At 59.7% G+C, this 15,430-nt stretch carries 19 protein-coding genes; 6 read left to right on the top strand and 13 right to left on the bottom strand.

The window, feature by feature from the left end; all coding sequences use genetic code 11:
- Positions 1–214: 214 nt before the first annotated feature.
- A complete protein-coding gene (locus NWV16_RS15860; RefSeq protein ID WP_260519821.1) occupies positions 215–1,150 on the bottom strand; it encodes a Ppx/GppA family phosphatase in 936 nt (311 codons plus the stop codon).
- A 297-nt stretch (positions 1,151–1,447) separates the two neighbouring features.
- On the opposite strand from NWV16_RS15860, the gene NWV16_RS15855 reads away from it, so the two are divergent.
- Together NWV16_RS15855 and map are read left to right on the top strand one after the other, a co-directional pair.
- Positions 1,448–1,708: a ParD-like family protein gene (locus NWV16_RS15855; RefSeq protein ID WP_065259832.1), complete on the top strand. Its 261-nt coding sequence runs from the start codon at positions 1,448–1,450 to the stop codon at positions 1,706–1,708.
- A complete protein-coding gene (map, locus tag NWV16_RS15850; protein ID WP_260519820.1) occupies positions 1,705–2,496 on the top strand; it encodes a type I methionyl aminopeptidase in 792 nt (263 codons plus the stop codon). Before NWV16_RS15855 ends, map begins: the two co-directional genes overlap by 4 nt.
- A gap of 115 nt (positions 2,497–2,611) precedes the next feature.
- On the opposite strand, the gene NWV16_RS15845 is transcribed toward map, so the two are convergent.
- The 5 genes from NWV16_RS15845 to ribBA form a co-directional block, all read right to left on the bottom strand.
- Complete coding sequence (locus NWV16_RS15845) at positions 2,612–3,766, bottom strand: ABC transporter ATP-binding protein (RefSeq protein WP_260519819.1); 1,155 nt, start codon at positions 3,764–3,766, stop codon at positions 2,612–2,614.
- A 17-nt stretch (positions 3,767–3,783) separates the two neighbouring features.
- Entirely contained in the window at positions 3,784–4,593 is an 810-nt protein-coding gene (locus tag NWV16_RS15840; RefSeq protein ID WP_260519818.1) for an ABC transporter permease, read from the bottom strand.
- 6 nt (positions 4,594–4,599) lie between these two features.
- Entirely contained in the window at positions 4,600–5,547 is a 948-nt protein-coding gene (locus tag NWV16_RS15835) for an ABC transporter permease (RefSeq protein ID WP_260523538.1), read from the bottom strand.
- The gene (locus NWV16_RS15830; protein WP_260519817.1) at positions 5,544–6,569 is read right to left on the bottom strand and encodes an ABC transporter substrate-binding protein; all 1,026 of its coding nucleotides are present in this window, start codon (positions 6,567–6,569) and stop codon (positions 5,544–5,546) included. Before NWV16_RS15830 ends, NWV16_RS15835 begins: the two co-directional genes overlap by 4 nt.
- Positions 6,570–6,736: 167 nt before the next feature.
- On the bottom strand, positions 6,737–7,846 hold the full coding sequence (ribBA, locus tag NWV16_RS15825) for a bifunctional 3,4-dihydroxy-2-butanone-4-phosphate synthase/GTP cyclohydrolase II (RefSeq protein WP_085711338.1): 1,110 nt from the start codon (positions 7,844–7,846) through the stop codon (positions 6,737–6,739).
- Positions 7,847–7,911: 65 nt separating this feature from the next.
- On the opposite strand from ribBA, the gene NWV16_RS15820 reads away from it, so the two are divergent.
- The gene (locus NWV16_RS15820; RefSeq protein ID WP_260519816.1) at positions 7,912–8,205 is read left to right on the top strand and encodes a DUF1330 domain-containing protein; all 294 of its coding nucleotides are present in this window, start codon (positions 7,912–7,914) and stop codon (positions 8,203–8,205) included.
- Between the two features lie 94 nt (positions 8,206–8,299).
- On the opposite strand, the gene NWV16_RS15815 is transcribed toward NWV16_RS15820, so the two are convergent.
- Positions 8,300–8,566, bottom strand: a complete 267-nt coding sequence (locus NWV16_RS15815; protein ID WP_260519815.1) for a short-chain dehydrogenase — start codon at positions 8,564–8,566, stop codon at positions 8,300–8,302.
- 515 nt (positions 8,567–9,081) lie between these two features.
- On the opposite strand from NWV16_RS15815, the gene NWV16_RS15810 reads away from it, so the two are divergent.
- The 3 genes from NWV16_RS15810 to NWV16_RS15800 are packed head-to-tail and all read left to right on the top strand — an operon-like array spanning position 9,082 to position 10,737.
- Complete coding sequence (locus NWV16_RS15810) at positions 9,082–9,588, top strand: PAAR domain-containing protein (RefSeq protein ID WP_260519814.1); 507 nt, start codon at positions 9,082–9,084, stop codon at positions 9,586–9,588.
- Complete coding sequence (locus NWV16_RS15805; RefSeq protein WP_052912742.1) at positions 9,588–10,286, top strand: hypothetical protein; 699 nt, start codon at positions 9,588–9,590, stop codon at positions 10,284–10,286. Before NWV16_RS15810 ends, NWV16_RS15805 begins: the two co-directional genes overlap by 1 nt.
- The gene (locus NWV16_RS15800; protein WP_260519813.1) at positions 10,261–10,737 is read left to right on the top strand and encodes a hypothetical protein; all 477 of its coding nucleotides are present in this window, start codon (positions 10,261–10,263) and stop codon (positions 10,735–10,737) included. The genes NWV16_RS15805 and NWV16_RS15800 overlap by 26 nt, the downstream gene beginning before the upstream one ends.
- A gap of 57 nt (positions 10,738–10,794) precedes the next feature.
- On the opposite strand, the gene NWV16_RS15795 is transcribed toward NWV16_RS15800, so the two are convergent.
- From NWV16_RS15795 to NWV16_RS15770, 6 genes are read right to left on the bottom strand one after another with little or no spacing between them, the layout of a single operon-like run.
- Positions 10,795–11,358 carry an NUDIX hydrolase gene (locus NWV16_RS15795; protein WP_260519812.1) on the bottom strand — a complete coding sequence of 188 codons (564 nt, stop codon included), beginning with the start codon at positions 11,356–11,358 and terminating at the stop codon, positions 10,795–10,797.
- A 1-nt stretch (position 11,359) separates the two neighbouring features.
- Positions 11,360–12,112, bottom strand: a complete 753-nt coding sequence (locus NWV16_RS15790; RefSeq protein ID WP_260519811.1) for a GntR family transcriptional regulator — start codon at positions 12,110–12,112, stop codon at positions 11,360–11,362.
- 58 nt (positions 12,113–12,170) lie between these two features.
- Positions 12,171–12,560, bottom strand: coding sequence for a carboxymuconolactone decarboxylase family protein (locus NWV16_RS15785; RefSeq protein WP_007957404.1), 390 nt, complete (start codon positions 12,558–12,560; stop codon positions 12,171–12,173).
- Positions 12,561–12,613: 53 nt separating this feature from the next.
- Positions 12,614–13,099, bottom strand: coding sequence for a flavin reductase family protein (locus tag NWV16_RS15780; protein WP_260519810.1), 486 nt, complete (start codon positions 13,097–13,099; stop codon positions 12,614–12,616).
- A 12-nt stretch (positions 13,100–13,111) separates the two neighbouring features.
- Entirely contained in the window at positions 13,112–14,593 is a 1,482-nt protein-coding gene (locus tag NWV16_RS15775) for an aldehyde dehydrogenase (protein ID WP_260519809.1), read from the bottom strand.
- Entirely contained in the window at positions 14,590–15,423 is an 834-nt protein-coding gene (locus NWV16_RS15770; protein ID WP_260519808.1) for an alpha/beta fold hydrolase, read from the bottom strand. The genes NWV16_RS15775 and NWV16_RS15770 overlap by 4 nt, the downstream gene beginning before the upstream one ends.
- Between the last annotated feature and the right edge of the window lie 7 nt (positions 15,424–15,430).

Here is a 15,430-nt window from a genome sequence, read left to right as displayed (position 1 = left end):
AAAGCTCGCGTGCAACATAGGCGCAGACACTAACTGTCGCAACCATTAGTCAGCGTGCAGTTCAGCCATTTCGATCTAACCATAGAACGAAATCAGAGAGGGGAAGGGAGCGATTTACCGAGGTTTACACAGAGGCGTCATCGAGTATTCAAAGGGCGTCTTCGACGTTGTGAAAAGCTTGATCCGGCGACGAATATCCGGCAGCGAAAACCGATCAGTGGTTGCTCATCAGTCCATGCAGGACACCCAGTCTCAAACCGGGTTCCGATGGCTCCATTTGTGCGATGCCGAACACCTTGAAGGCGGCGAGCATGACCACCAGACCACCGGGCAGGATGCTCTGGCGATGGGGCTGCAGGGCGGCTAGTTTCAGTTGTCGCACATTGCTGACTTCCAGCAGGCGCAGCGACAGCCGCAGCAGACCACCGTAGGTGATGCCGCCCTGACCGAAGTCGTTCAGGCGATTGGCCTTGAGCACTTTGGCCAGCATCCGTGCCGTGCCTGAAGAGCCGATGGTCTGCTGCCAGCCCTGGGCGCGATAGCGGCGGGCGACCTTTTCGAAATGCAGGATGGCGACTCGCTCGGCTTCTTGCAGGGCGCCCGGGGAGATCTCGCCGTTGCGAAAGTAACGCGCGCTCAGGCTGCCGCTGCCGACGGCAATACTTTCGGTCAGCAACGGTTGCGAACCCTGGCCGAGAATCAGCTCGGTGGAGCCGCCACCAATGTCGACCACCAGACGCATGTCATCGGCGACCGGCAAGGTGTGGGCGACACCGGCGTAGACCAGACGCGCTTCTTCGTGTCCGGAAATCACATCGATGCGAAAGCCCAGATGCCGCTCCGCGCTGCCCAGAAACAATTGCGCGTTGTCGGCCTCGCGCACGGCGCTGGTGGCCACTGCCCGCACACGACCCGGCTCGAAACCGCGCAGCTTTTTGCCGAACCGCGCCAGAGCCTGCCAACCGCGATCCAGTGCCATTTCGTCGAGCACACGGCCATCGAATCCTTCAGCCAGGCGTACCGGCTCACGCAAGGTTTTCACTTCCTGAATCATGAAGCCCTTTCTGCTGCGGACCGACTGACCGATCATCATGCGAAACGCATTCGACCCGAGATCGATGGCAGCAAACAGCGAGGCGTCTTCTTTCATGGGAGTCCTTGCACAATCCACCGCCCCAGGCCCGGGCGGTTTGCGAGGATTCTGCAATGGCTTCGATGACAACCTGATGACGCGGGGAGGGCGGTTCAATGAATTTGGCGCTGTCACGACACTGTCATTATCGGGTGTTCATACTTGGCCCCCAATACATCGCGTGCTTTTCATGATTTTGGCTGCCGACTCTGGCAGCTTTTTTTTGCCTGCAATTTGACTCTTCAGCGAAATTTGCAATTCGAAGAAATGCCCGATTAATATACGTTCCATATATATTACATATCGGATTTTGCCATGGGCATCGTAAAGATTTCAGAGGACATGCACGAGAATCTGCGCATCTCCAGTAATGCACTGAGCCGCTCGATCAACGCGCAGGCCGAGCACTGGATGCGCATCGGCATGCTCGCCGAGCTGTACCCCGACCTTGATCACCACGCCATCTGCCGCTTGCTGATTCGCGCGGAGCAAGCGGGTGGTCTGGATCTGCAACAAATCTGTGCCCTGGCCGATGCCGCGCAGAACAACCCGGTTCAAGAGGCAGCCAAGGCATGAGAAACCCGATCAGGATCAACACCCGGGCCGAGATCGCCCAATCCCGCGTGGCCGGGCAATTGGCCGCCGAGGTGCTGGCGATGCTGGTGCCGCACGTCAAGGCTGGCGTCACCACCGATCAACTCGACCAGTTGTGCAACGATTACATCGTCAATGTGCAGAAGGCGATTCCGGCCAACGTCGGTTATCACGGCTTCCCGAAAACCGTCTGCGCGTCGGTCAACAACGTGGTCTGTCACGGCATCCCTACGGGAACACCGCTGAAGGATGGCGACATCCTCAACCTCGACATCGCCGTGATCAAGGATGGCTGGTTCGGTGACACCAGCCGCATGTACGTGGTCGGCCAGGCCTCGCCCGAGGCACAGCACCTGATCAAGACCACCTACGAGGCCATGTGCGCCGGCATCCGCGTGGTGCGTCCGGGCGCCACCCTGGGTGACATCGGTCATGCGATCCAGAGCCTGGCGGAACGTGAAGGTTTCAGTGTGGTGCGCGAGTACTGCGGACACGGGATCGGCAAGGTCTATCACGATGAGCCGCAGGTGCTGCATTACGGATATCCGAATCAGGGCCTGAAACTGAAGGCAGGGATGATCTTCACCATTGAGCCGATGCTCAATGCCGGCAAGCGTCATGTGAAGAACATGCCGGATGGCTGGACCGTGCTGACCAAGGACGGCTCGCTGTCGGCGCAGTGGGAACACATGGTGGCGGTGACGGAGGACGGGTTTGAGGTGTTGACGGCCTGGCCTGATCAGATCGAAGGGTATCCGCCAATCAATTGATTGGCGCAGGAGTTGTGGGAGAGGGCTTGCCCGCGATGGCGATTTTCCAGTCGACACGAATGCCGCCTGATATTCCGCCATCGCGAGCAAGCTCGCTCCCACAAGAGTCTGGTGATCAGTGTGATCCGGCGGCTTTGTTCAGATCGCTTTCAGCCCACTCGGTGTACACGCAGGCATCCGCCGTCGCCCAGCGCACCTGCACCGGATCGCCGGCCTTCAACGGCATTCCCGCCGCCGACAATGCCTTCACCGTCATCGAAGTCCCGCCCGAGGTCACTACACTGCACGTCTGGCTCTCACCCAGAAACAGCACCTCGACCACCTTCGCCGAAACCTCGTTCCAGCCTGCCGTCAACGGCTCGCTGGCTGCTTGCTGCACACTCAACGCCAGGGCTTTTTCCGGACGCACCATCAGCAAAACATCCTGCCCGCTCTGCAATCCAGCGGTAAGCCGGATCGACAGCGATTGCCCCTCAAAACTCGCCGCCCCGTTACCCTGCGCCTTGAGCCTGAGAAAGTTCGAGTTGCCAAGGAATGACGCCACAAATGCATTCGGTGGATTCTGGTACAGGTCATAACCGCTGCCGAGCCCGACAATCTTGCCGTGACTGAAAATCGCGATGCGCTGGGACAGGCGCATGGCTTCTTCCTGATCGTGTGTCACGTAGACGATGGTGATGCCGAGGCGTCGGTGCAACTGGCGCAACTCATCCTGCAAGTCTTCGCGCAACTTTTTGTCCAGCGCCCCGAGGGGTTCGTCCATCAACAGAATGCGAGGCTCGTAGACCAGTGCGCGAGCAATGGCGACTCGTTGCTGCTGACCGCCGGACAATTGTGAAGGGCGGCGATGGGCGAACTGTTCCAGCTGCACCAGTTTCAGCATCGCATCGACACGTTTGTCGCGTTCGGCGGCAGCGAGTTTGCGGATCGTCAGCGGGAACGCGATGTTGTCGCGCACCGACAGATGCGGGAACAGCGAGTAACGCTGGAACACCATGCCGATGTCACGCTTGTGCGGCGGCACATTCACCAGCGATTGGCCGTTGACCAGAATCTCGCCGCTGCTCGGGGTTTCGAAGCCGGCGAGCATCGACAGCGTGGTGCTTTTGCCCGAGCCGCTGGAGCCGAGGAAGGTCAGGAATTCGCCGTCCTTTATGTCCAGCGAGATGTTGTCCACGGCGGCGAAATCGCCGTAGTGCTTGTTCAGGTTGCGCAGGCTGACCAGAGGTTTGTCGTTCTGCTGGGAGGCGTCTTTGATCACGGCACTCATGTCGTACTCCTGGGCGCTCAGGCGCTGATTTCATTGCGCCGGCGCAGAGCGGCGGCGATCACCATGACCAATACCGACAGGCCGATCAGCAGCGTCGACGCGACGGCGATCACGGGCGTCAGGTCCTGGCGCAGGGTGGTCCACATTTTCACGGGAAGGGTTTGCAGGGTCGGGCTGGCCATCATCACGCTGAGCACTACTTCGTCCCACGAAACCAGGAAGGCGAAGAGGGCGCCGGCCACCATCCCCGGGCGAATCGCCGGAAACGTCACCTTGAACACTGCTTGCAGGCGCGAGGCGCCGCAGATCACCGCCGCGTCTTCAATCGACTGATCGAACAGCTTCAGCGAGTTGATGATCGAGATGATGGTGAACGGCAGCGCGACGATTACATGGCTGACCACGAAGGCGAACATCGTCCCGGTGTAGCCAAGCTTGAGAAACAGCGCGTACACCGCCACGGCGATGATCACCAGCGGCACGATCATCGGCAGAGTGAACAGGCCGTAGAGCATTTCTCGGCCGGGAAAGCGTCCGCGCACCAGCGCAAAGGCAGTCGGCAAACCGAGGGCCACGGCGCAGATCGTGGTCAGTACCGCGACTTTCAGGCTGGCCGCCGCCGCGTTCATCCAGTCGGCGTTGGAAAAGAACTGGCCATACCATTTCAGCGTCCAGCCCGGCGGCGGGAACACCAGCCACTGGGACGAACCGAACGACAGCAGCACGATGAATACGATCGGCAGCAACAGAAACAGTGCGATCAGCCCGGTGGTGAAATACAGGCCGATGCGCATCCGGCGGCTCATGGCATTGGGTGTCAGGAGCATGTCGGCTTACCTCGCGTTACTGGCGCCAACCGGGGATTCCGGTTGAAGCTTCAGGTAGAAGTAGAACAGCACCAGCGTGATGACGATCAGCAACGCGGCGCCGGCGCTGGCCAGGCCCCAGTTGAGGAACGACTGCACCTGCTGAATGATGAACTCCGGCAGCATCATGTTCTGCGCCCCGCCCAGCAGCGCCGGGGTGACGTAGTAACCGAGCGACATCACGAACACCATCAACCCGCCGGACGCCAGACCCGGCCGGCACAGCGGCAGGAACACCCGGAAGAAGTTGGTCCACGGGCTGGCGCCGCAGATCGAACCGGCCTGCAGAATCATCGGGTCGATGGCCTGCATGGTTGCCTGCAACGGCAGCACGATGAACGGGATCATGATGTAGCTCATGCCGATCACCACGCCGGTCAGGTTGTGCACCATTTCCAGCGGTTGATCGATGATGCCCAGCGCCATCAAGGCTTTATTGACGACACCCGAGGCCTGCAACAGCACCAGCCAGGAGTAGGTGCGGGCGAGGAGGCTGGTCCACATCGACAGCAGCACGATATTGAGGATCCAGCGGCCCCAGCCGCGCGGCACCAGCGTGATCGCCCACGCCAATGGAAAGCCGAGCAACAGGCTGAACATGGTCACCAGTCCCGCCACCGAAAAGGTGTTGAACAGCACCCGCGCATACGCCGAGTTGGCGAAGAGTTGTTCGTAGTTGCCAAGACCCGGCACGGGTTCCAGCACGCCGCGCAACAGCAGGCCAATCAACGGCGCGAGAAAGAACAGGCCGATAAACAACAGGGCCGGCGCAAGGTTGCCGGCGCCGCGCCAGCGTTGCTTGAGAGACGGGGCTGGCGCCATGGCACTGGCCTTTTTTCCGGCGGCCGACCCGGCAGCGCTTGCGGCGCTCCCGGTGGCAGTGGAGGGACGGGACGCGGTGGCCGCCATTTTCATTTGACCAGCCATTCGTTCCACCGTGTCGCGATGGCCTGGCCGTTCTTGGCCCAGTACGCGAAATCAAGAGTGATCTGATCCTTAGCGTAGGCAGTCGGCAGATTCGGGGCCAGCGTCGAGTCCAGACGCTGCACGCTGTCGACGTTGACCGGGGCATAAGCGGTCAGGTTAGAGAAGTCCGCCTGGCCTTTGGCACTGCTGGCGCTGGCCAGAAACTTCATCGCTGCGTCCTTGTTCTTCGAACCCTTTGGTACGACCAGAATGTCGGCCATGACCAGGTTCTGTTTCCAGCTCACGCCGACCGGTGCGCCGTCTTCTTGCAGAGCGTGAATCCGGCCGTTCCAGAACTGGCCCATGCTCGCTTCACCGGAGGCCAGCAGTTGCTGCGACTGCGCGCCGCCGCCCCACCAGACGATGTCTTTCTTGATGGTGTCGAGCTTCTTGAAGGCGCGATCCAGGTCCAGCGGGTAGAGCTTGTCGGCCGGTACGCCGTCGGCAAGCAAGGCCAGTTCCAGCACGCCGGGGCTCGGCCATTTGTACAGGGCGCGTTTGCCGGGGAAGGTTTTGGTGTCGAACAGTGCGCTCCAGTCCTGTGGCTTGTTGGCGCCGAGTTTGCCCTCGTTATAGCCGAGGACGAAGGAGAAGAAGAAAGAGCCGACGCCGTAGTCGCTGACGAAGCGCGGGTCGATCTTGTCGCGCTGAATCTGTTTGAAATCGAGGGGTTCGAGCAGGCCTTCGGAGGCGGCACGCAGGGCGAAGTCGGCTTCGACGTCGACCACGTCCCATTGCACGTTGCCGCTTTCGACCATGGCCTTGAGTTTGCCGTAGTCGGTCGGGCCGTCCTGCACGACGGTGATGCCGCTGGCCTTGCTGAACGGATCGGCCCAGGCCTGTTTCTGCGCATCCTGGGTGCTACCGCCCCAGCTGACAAAGTTCACACTCTCGGCGGCCATCGCGGCCTGGCCGGTCACGCTCAGCAGTCCCGCAAGAAAGATCGCGGTTGCAGCTTTGTTCAACACCATTTTTACGCCCTCATTGTTGTGTTTTTGAGCGGGCCTTGCGTTGTTGCCCGCCTGTCGGGAGCAGTAGCTGGACGGTTTTTCAGGTCGTCCGGTCTATGGAATATCATATTATGGTATTCCAAACTTTGTGCAAGCACTTTGCCTTACCGGCTATCTGGCAAACGGGGTTATTCGGTGAACGGAATGCTCTCGACCACCTCAAGATCGTAGCCGGTCAACCCGGCATATTTCAGCGGCGGCCCCAAGTGGCGCAGCTTGCCGACGCCCAGGTTCTGTAGAATCTGCGCCCCGGTGCCGACCTCCGAATAGATCCGCGATTGCGAGCGGCTGAACTGCCGTGGCGGCTGAGTCAGTTGCGGCACCCGCTCCAGCAACGCTTGCGACGACTCGTGATTGGCCAGCACCACGACCACGCCATGGCCCTCGGCAGCGACCCGTTGCAGCGCCGCCCACAGCGTCCAATTCGTTGGCCCGCTGTACTCGGCACCGACCAGATCACGCAGCGGATCGATCACATGCACGCGCACCAGCGTCGGTTCCTCACGACGCAATTCACCCATGACCATCGCCATGTGCACGCCGCCCTCGATGCGGTCTTCGAAGGTGATCAAACGGAAGGTGCCATGCACCGTCGGCAACTCCCGCTCGCCGATGCGCTCGATGGTGTGTTCGGTGCTCAGGCGATAGTGGATCAGGTCGGCGATGGTGCCGATCTTGATCCCGTGCTTGCGGGCGAAGACTTCCAGATCCGGACGGCGGGCCATGGTGCCGTCGTCGTTCATCACCTCGACGATCACCGAGGCGGGCGTGAAACCGGCCAAACGCGCCAGATCACAACCGGCCTCGGTATGGCCGGCGCGGGTCAGCACGCCACCTTCCTTGGCGCGCAGCGGGAATATATGGCCGGGCTGCACCAGGTCTTCAGCGCGAGCATTTGGCGCCACCGCAGCGGCAACCGTGCAAGCCCGGTCGGCAGCGGAAATGCCCGTAGTCACACCGACCGCCGCTTCGATGGAAACCGTGAACGCAGTACTGAACACGCTGCCATTGCTCGGCACCATCTGCTCAAGCCCCAGGCGCTGGCAATGATCATCGGTCAACGTCAGGCAAATCAGCCCCCGCGCCTCACGGGCCATGAAACTGATCGCCTCGGGCGTGCAACGATCAGCGGCCAGCAGCAGGTCGCCTTCGTTTTCCCGGTCTTCGTCATCGACCAACAGCACCATTTTGCCGAGGCGATAATCTTCGATGATTTCTTCGATGCTGTTGAAGGCCATGCTGGACTCTCGATGTGGGTGAAATTTGTGGTATACCATAATACAAATTAAACCGAGAGGTCACTATGAAGGCGTACTGGATTGCTCACGTGGACATCACCGATGCCGATCACTACAGCCAATACACCCAGCGCGCGCCGAAAGCGTTCGCCGAGTTCGGCGCGAAGTTCCTGGCCAGAGGCGGGCGCAGCGAAGCGATGGAAGGCCGGACGACGCCGCAGCGCAGCGTGGTGATCGAGTTCGACAGCTATGAACAGGCCGTGGCGTGCTATCGCTCGGCGGCGTATCAGGAGGCGAAGAGTTACCGCGAGGAGTGGGCGCGGGCGGAGATCATTATTGTGGAAGGGATGGCGCCGTAAGCGCTTGTTTACGAGTCCAACTGCGATCTTTTGATGCTCTTTTTCGTGATCAGAAGATCGCAGCTATCAGCGGTTAAGGACTGTGATTCTTTGCTCAGCCTTGTGCTTGAATCTTCCGCCCTAATACGTCCATTACATCACAGCCATCACGAAGCAAAATCGCAGCTGCGTGGGCGAGTTGCTGCACATCGACACCCTTGGCAACTGAGATATCCAGGCTGGCGAGGCTTTCCATCATCTGTGTAGCTGCCAAAAACCTGCTCGCCGCGCTGCTGTGCAAAATGTCCAGCGGTGCCTGTGTTGAGACCAGGAGCACTGGAATGCTGTCTTCGTTGTGGGTTATAGAAATGTGGGTATTCATACGCCAGCACCTGCCTGAAGATTGCCTGTGAAGGTTCTTCTCAGCGCTATCGACATATTGTCGACCAGGAATTGTCTGAGTCGATCGCGGCGAGTGTAGGAGATGATTTCTATGGTCGATTCCGTCATGGGTGTAGCTCCGTAAGATCCAGAGAGCTGCCACAAAAACGCCGTCAAACGAAATTGGGTGGCAACTGTGCGTGGGTTGACGGACCGGCTCTCACGGACACCGGCGCATCCGAAGATGCCCCGCGCACAGTCGCCATTAAGAGTGCATCGGACACAGGAGTGCTCGAGCAGAGAAGGCTATGCACGTCGTGAGAAGATTACGGGCCGTCAAACCCGATCACGAATGTGTCGTGACAGGCGCGAGGATAGGGAGTGGGGCTAGGGTCAGAGTCGCGCCGGAAAACGCTGCGTGTCCTGTAAGCCGGTTCCGTTTCGTATTTTGCTCGTTCAGGAGTGATCAAGGATCGGTTACTATCCAGCCATTGTGATGTTTAAAGGAGAGAAACGATGGCAGGAAAGCCAGTCGCGCGACTTGGAGATCCAGGAAGTCACGGGGGAAATATCACCACTGGATCGAGCCCAATTTTCGTTAACTCAATGCCCGTAGCTTTGGTAGGAGACACCTATTCCTGCCCGGTTCACGGCAGTAATCCCATAACGTCCGGTGCTCCTCACGTGTTCGGGCTGGGAAAAGACGTAGCACACGTCGGCTCGCAGACAGCATGCGGAGCGACGATCACTGCCGGGTCTCCCGATACCTTCGTGGGTGAATCCGGTGGAGGGGCGCCCACTAGCTTTTTCTCGCAGTTCCTGAAAGAAAAGACGTTTGTCGAGTTTCAGTTGCTGAACGATAGAGATGAGCCTGTCGCCAACGAGGCGTACGAACTGACACTCCCCGATGGAACGTTGATGACAGGTGTCCTTGACGAAAACGGCTTCGTGCATGTCGCAAACATTCCTAGGGGAAGTTGCAGTATAAAATTCCCGAAACTTGAAGATACGGAATATCTTTAATGGTTCAGCCTACTAAAACTACCAGCACAACACAGGCAGCAAAAAGTACAGGCGCATCGGGGAAAACTACAAAAACCAACCAAGTCGTCGTGTCGGGTGCATATATGGAGATACTTGTGGGTGGTCCTTACACCCGTGACAAGGAAGAACATCCTTTCGGACATGCTGCTTTACACGTAGTGGTTGGTTCTAAAGACATCACCTATGACTTTGGGCGCTATGGAAAAACCTGGGGGACGTTTGATAGCGAAGGGGAGGGAGTGCTGAACGTTTGGACATCCTTCAAAGCATACATCTCGGGTGAGAACAGCTTGGGGCGCACAACAACTGGCTTTGTTTATTTTTTGGATAGTGCAACGGCCGAAGCCGTCATCGCTCACTTCGACGGTATTGTCGCCCAGAAAAAGGAACTGAGAAGAAAGACAGCAACGTCTGCGCGCTATGTATTGCCGTCCAACTATCATCCAACCACCAACAACTGCACGACTGTAACGATTGCAGGAGCCAAAATTTCGGGCAAGCCAATCGTGCAGAATCCGTCTAAATATAGCGAAATGCGTGGATTGTCATTCTTGGAAAGGCAAGCTGCGCGCACGCAGACTAAACCTCAGGACGGGATTTTCATGCCTGCGGATTTACAAGCCATGCTCGAAGGGAATACTGAGGCGCACTATGATAAAAAGAATGTTTACAAATAGGCAGATTGGCTTTTGGCTGACGGCGGCTTTATTTGTAAATGCAGTCTTTATGGCTTTTCTGATTTTTGGCGATATTGCAAAGGAACACTCTATGAAGATGATTAAAACCAAAGAACCCCTGCTGATCGAAGGGCAAGGCGGCGATGATAATTACTATGTCCTGCCGATGGGAACAACGCTATATCACGATAAAAGCTTTCCTGAAGGGCACGATCGTTATGTGGTGTATCTGAATCACAAAGGTGCCATTGCCCACGAAGAAGTTCCAATGAAACCCGAATATGGCGGTTCCTTTATCGATCCTCTTTGGCTGGCCAATATTGATGCCGATACCTTGAAAGACATTTTCAAGCGTTTTCCACTCTCCAAAAAAGATATCTCCGCTGCTCTCAAAGCCAATGAAATCACCAAAGATGATCTGGCGGATATCATTCGTGCGATGCCGGACTGAGCACCTATCTACCGAGGAACCGGGCCGAGCTCTGTATCTCTAGCAAGCGACGGCTGATCAACGCATGAAATGAATCTTGCCGCTGTCGTCATTGCCCATGTACATGCCATACACTCCGGCCTGGCGTTCCTCGATGTAGCGTTCGAGGATCTGCCGGATCGCCGGGTAGTAGATCTGCTCCCACGGGATGTCTTCAGGGGCGAAGAATTTGCAGTCCTGCGTTTCCGGGCCGTACTGGCCGGTGATTTCCAGCGCGAGGGCGCGGAAGATGATGTAGACCTCGCTGATCTTCGGCACGCTGAAGATCGAATACGGCGATACGATTTCCGCGCGTACGCCGCTTTCTTCCCAGACTTCGCGCAGGGCGGCCTGTTCGGTGGTTTCGCCGCTTTCCATGAAACCGGCGGGCAGGGTCCAGGTGCCCGGGCGCGGGGGGATCGCCCGTTGGCACAAGAGGTATTTGCCGTCCTGCTCAATGATGCAGCCGGCGATGATCTTCGGGTTCACATAGTGGATGTAGCCGCAGCCGCGGCACATCAGGCGCTCGTGCGTATCGCCCGGCGGCACCTGCTGACCGAGGTCGGCACCACCGCATTTCGGGCAATAGCTCGGGCTGAACATGTCAGTGACCCATGCGTGGTTCTTTCAGCGCGATGGGCAGGGTGATTTCCGGCGTGGCGCCGGTCTCTTCCTGCTTGCGCTTGAGGTAGTCGAGCGCGACGGCAGCCGCAGCGCGTACGTGATCGACACACGCCTGGTGCGCCGCCAACGGATCGCCGCTCTTGATCGCCTCGACCATTTTTTCCATTTCCTGGTTGCTCGCGCCGCGACGGTTTTCCTGGGACACCGACGTCGCCCGCAGGTAGCTGATACGCGCCTGCAACTGACGCAACTGAGTGGCCGCCACATGGTTGCCCGAGCCTTCGAGCAGCACGTCGTAGAAACCCTGCACCGAATCGATCACCTGTTGCAGTTCGCCATCCTTGAGCGCCTTGCGGTTCTCGTCGAGGGCCTTTTCCAGGGCCTTGATGTCCTTGGCCTTGGCGCGCAGGGTGAACAGCTGGACGATCAGGCCTTCGAGCACGCAGCGCAGTTCATAGATATCAACCGCATCGGCGAGGGTGATGATCGCCACGCGGGGGCCCTTGGCGTCGGCGAACTCCACCAGGCCTTCGGATTCCAGGTGACGCAAGGCTTCACGCACCGAGGTACGGCTGACGCCCAGGCGGTCGCACAGATCGCGCTCCACCAGGCGATCGCCCGGCAGCAGCTGGAAGTTCATGATGGCGCTTCGCAGTTTATCCAGCACGATTTCGCGCAGGGTGACGGGGTTGCGATTGACCTTGAAGCTGTCGTCGAGTGGCAGGCGTTTCATGGGGTCCGCTCTTTAAGTTGGCTGTCCATGCCAGACGGGCATTCAAACAGCCGAGGGGTTAACTGGAGGCCTCGGCGTCGGCTTCGGCGAAGGCTTCGCGGGCGAGCCGGAAACTGTCCACGGCTGCCGGGACGCCGCAATAAATACCGACCTGAAGCAGAATTTCGCGTATTTGCTCACGACTCAGGCCGTTACGCAAGGCGCCGCGCACATGCAGTTTCAGTTCGTGCGGACGGTTGAGCGCCGAGATCATCGCCAGGTTGATCATGCTGCGTTCCTTGAGCGACAGACCTTCGCGTCCCCAGACATGGCCCCAGCAGTATTCGGTGACCATTTCCTGCAACGGGCGGGTGAAATCGTCGGCGTTCTCGATCGAGCGCTGCACGTAGGCTTCGCCGAGCACTTGGGTGCGGATCTTCAGGCCCTGCTCATACTTCTCGTTACTCATAAATCCTCCAGTCACCACAAGCCCGCTCCCACAGTGGAATCTGTGTGAATCTCTCAGGCCAGTGTCGGCAACGCGCCGAGCTTGCCCTTGTGATAAATCATCGGCGTCACCGGCTGCTCCGGCAGGATCAGGTTCTTCACCGCGCCGACGATGATCGCGTGGTCGCCGCCGTCGTATTCGCGCCACAGTTCGCATTCGATGATCGCCGTGGCCCTGGCGAGGATCGGATTGCCGAGCTCGCTCAAATGCCAGTCGATGCCGTTGGCCTTGTCCTTGCCTTTGCCGGCGAAGGCGTAGGCCTCGGCGGTCTGGTCGGCGGACAGCAAATGGATCGCGAAACGCTTGCTGTCGCGCAGCACCGGGTAGGTGTCGGAGGCGTAGTTGGGGCAGAACAGCACCAGCGCCGGATCAATCGACAGCGCACTGAAGGCGCTGGCGGTGATGCCGACGATGCCGCCGTCCGGGTCGAGGGTGGTGACCACCGTGACCCCGGACGGAAACGAGCCCATGACGTCTTTGTAAATGCCGGGTTCGATCATGTCGCAGGACTCCTAACGCATCACAAACGGATCAGGCATCGGCGCCTGGGAGAGGTTGATCCACACCGTTTTCAGTTCGGTGTAGGCCAGCACCGAGTCGATGCCGCTTTCGCGTCCATAGCCACTGTTCTTGAAACCGCCGATCGGTGCCATCGCCGACACTGCACGGTAGGTGTTGACCCAGATGATCCCCGAGCGCACGTCCCGGGCCAGGCGGTGGGCGCGGCCCAGATCGCGGGTCCAGATGCCGGCGGCGAGGCCGAACTGCGAGTCGTTGGCAATCGCCAGGGCCTCGGCTTCGTCCTTGAACCGGATCACCGAGGCCACCGGGCCGAACACTTCTTCCTGCATGATCTTCATCGAATTACGGTCGCATTCGAACAGCGTCGGCTCGTAAAACCAGCCGTCGCCCACGCCGCTCGGACGCTTGCCGCCCAGACGCAGGCGTGCACCTTCAGCAATGGCATCGGCCACCAGACCTTCGACCACCGCCAGTTGCTGAGCGGTGGCCATCGGGCCCATTTCGCTGTTGTCGTCCTGCGGGTTGCCGATGCGGATGCGTTGGGCGCGTTCCACCAGTCGGCTGACGAATTCGTCGTAGATGTCGTCCTGCACCAGCAGTCGCGAACCGGACACGCAACTCTGCCCGGACGCCGCATAGATCCCGGCGATGGCACCATTGATTGCGCTGTCGAGATCGGCGTCGGCAAAGATGATGTTCGGTGACTTGCCGCCCAGTTCCAGCGACAGCTTGGCGAAATTCTCGGCGCTGCTGCGCACCACATGCCGGGCCGTGGCTGCGCCGCCGGTGAAGGCGATCTTGCGGATCAGCGGATGACGGGTGAGTGCGGCGCCGGTGCTCGGGCCGTAGCCGGTAACGACGTTGACCACGCCCGGCGGAATCCCGGCTTCGAGAGCCAGGCGCGCCAGCTCCAGAATGGTTGCCGAGGCGTGTTCAGAGGGTTTGATCACGATGGTGTTGCCCGCTGCCAGCGCCGGCGCCAGTTTGATCGCGGTCAGATAAAGCGGGCTGTTCCACGGAATGATCGCGGCGACCACTCCCATGGCTTCGTGCACGGTGTAGGCAAACAGGTCGGGCTTGTCCAGCGGCAGGGTGCCGCCTTCGAGCTTGTCGGCAAGGCCGGCGGTGTAGTGGAAAAACTCCGGCAGATAACCGACCTGACCCCGGGTTTCGCGGATCAGTTTGCCGTTGTCGCGGCTTTCCAGTTGCGCCAGTTGTTCCTTGTTTTCGGCGATCAGGTCACCGAGACGACGCAACAGTTTGCCGCGTGCGGTGGCGGTCAAACCACGCCACGCCGGGCTGTCGAAGGCGGTCTGCGCGGCTTGAACGGCGCGTTCGACGTCGGCCTCATCGGCGTCTGGCAGTTCGGCCCAAGGCGCGGCCAGCGCCGGGTTAAGGCTTTCGAAGGTCTTGCCGGAGAGGGCATCGACCCATTCTCCGCCGATGCACATCTGGAAGCGTGCGAGTGTCATGCAACGATCCCCTTTATATGGTTTTGTCGGGCGTGCGCGCTTTCGAGAAACTCCAGCAACAGCTGGTTGACCAGTCGCGGCGACTCTACCGGCATCATATGCCGTTGTTCGGGCAGCACGGCAACCTTCGCGCCGGGGATGCGTGCCGCCAGTTGCGCAGCCATTTCCGGGGTCGATCCGGGGTCCAGCTCGCCGGTGGCGATCAGTGTCGGCGCCTGGATGCTGCCCAGATCGTCGGCGCGGTACATGTCCTGGGTGGCGAACAATTCATAAGTGGTCAGGTAACCCTGCGGGTCATTGCCGGCCAGGGTCTGGCGAATCGCGGCGATCTGCGCCGGGTTGGCCGCCTGATACTCACGGCTGAACCAGCGCGACAGTGCCGCTTCGGCATTCGCGTCCGGCCCGTGTTCGGCCGCTTGCGCGGTGCGGGCAATGACCCCGGCGCGCTGTTCTTCGCTGCGGTTGAACACGCTGTTGAGCACTACCAGGCTTTTCAGGCGCTCCGGAAAATGCAGGGCAAACGCCCGCGCCACCAGACCGCCCATGGAAAAACCGATCACCGATGCCAGCGGCAATTGCAGGTGGTCGAGCAGTTCCAGCAACTGATCGGCATAACCGAGCAGGGTGGTGCCGCTCGCCGGTCGCGGACTGGCGCCGTGCCCGAGCATGTCATAGGCGATCACCCGGTATTGCGCGGCCAGGCCAACGATCTGGCCGCCCCACATTTCTTTGTTCAGGCCCACGCCGTGGATCAACACCACGGGGTGGCCCTGGCCGGTCGCCAGATAACTGGTGCCGGCCGGGGTGAGTTCAGCGGTATGCCGAATCATGGAGCGC

This window comes from Pseudomonas sp. BW7P1 (assembly GCF_024981055.1).
Classification (GTDB): Bacteria; Pseudomonadota; Gammaproteobacteria; order Pseudomonadales; family Pseudomonadaceae; genus Aquipseudomonas; species Aquipseudomonas bananamidigenes.
Note: the sequence above shows the minus strand (reverse complement) of the source record. Positions and strands in the feature narration are given on the sequence as shown.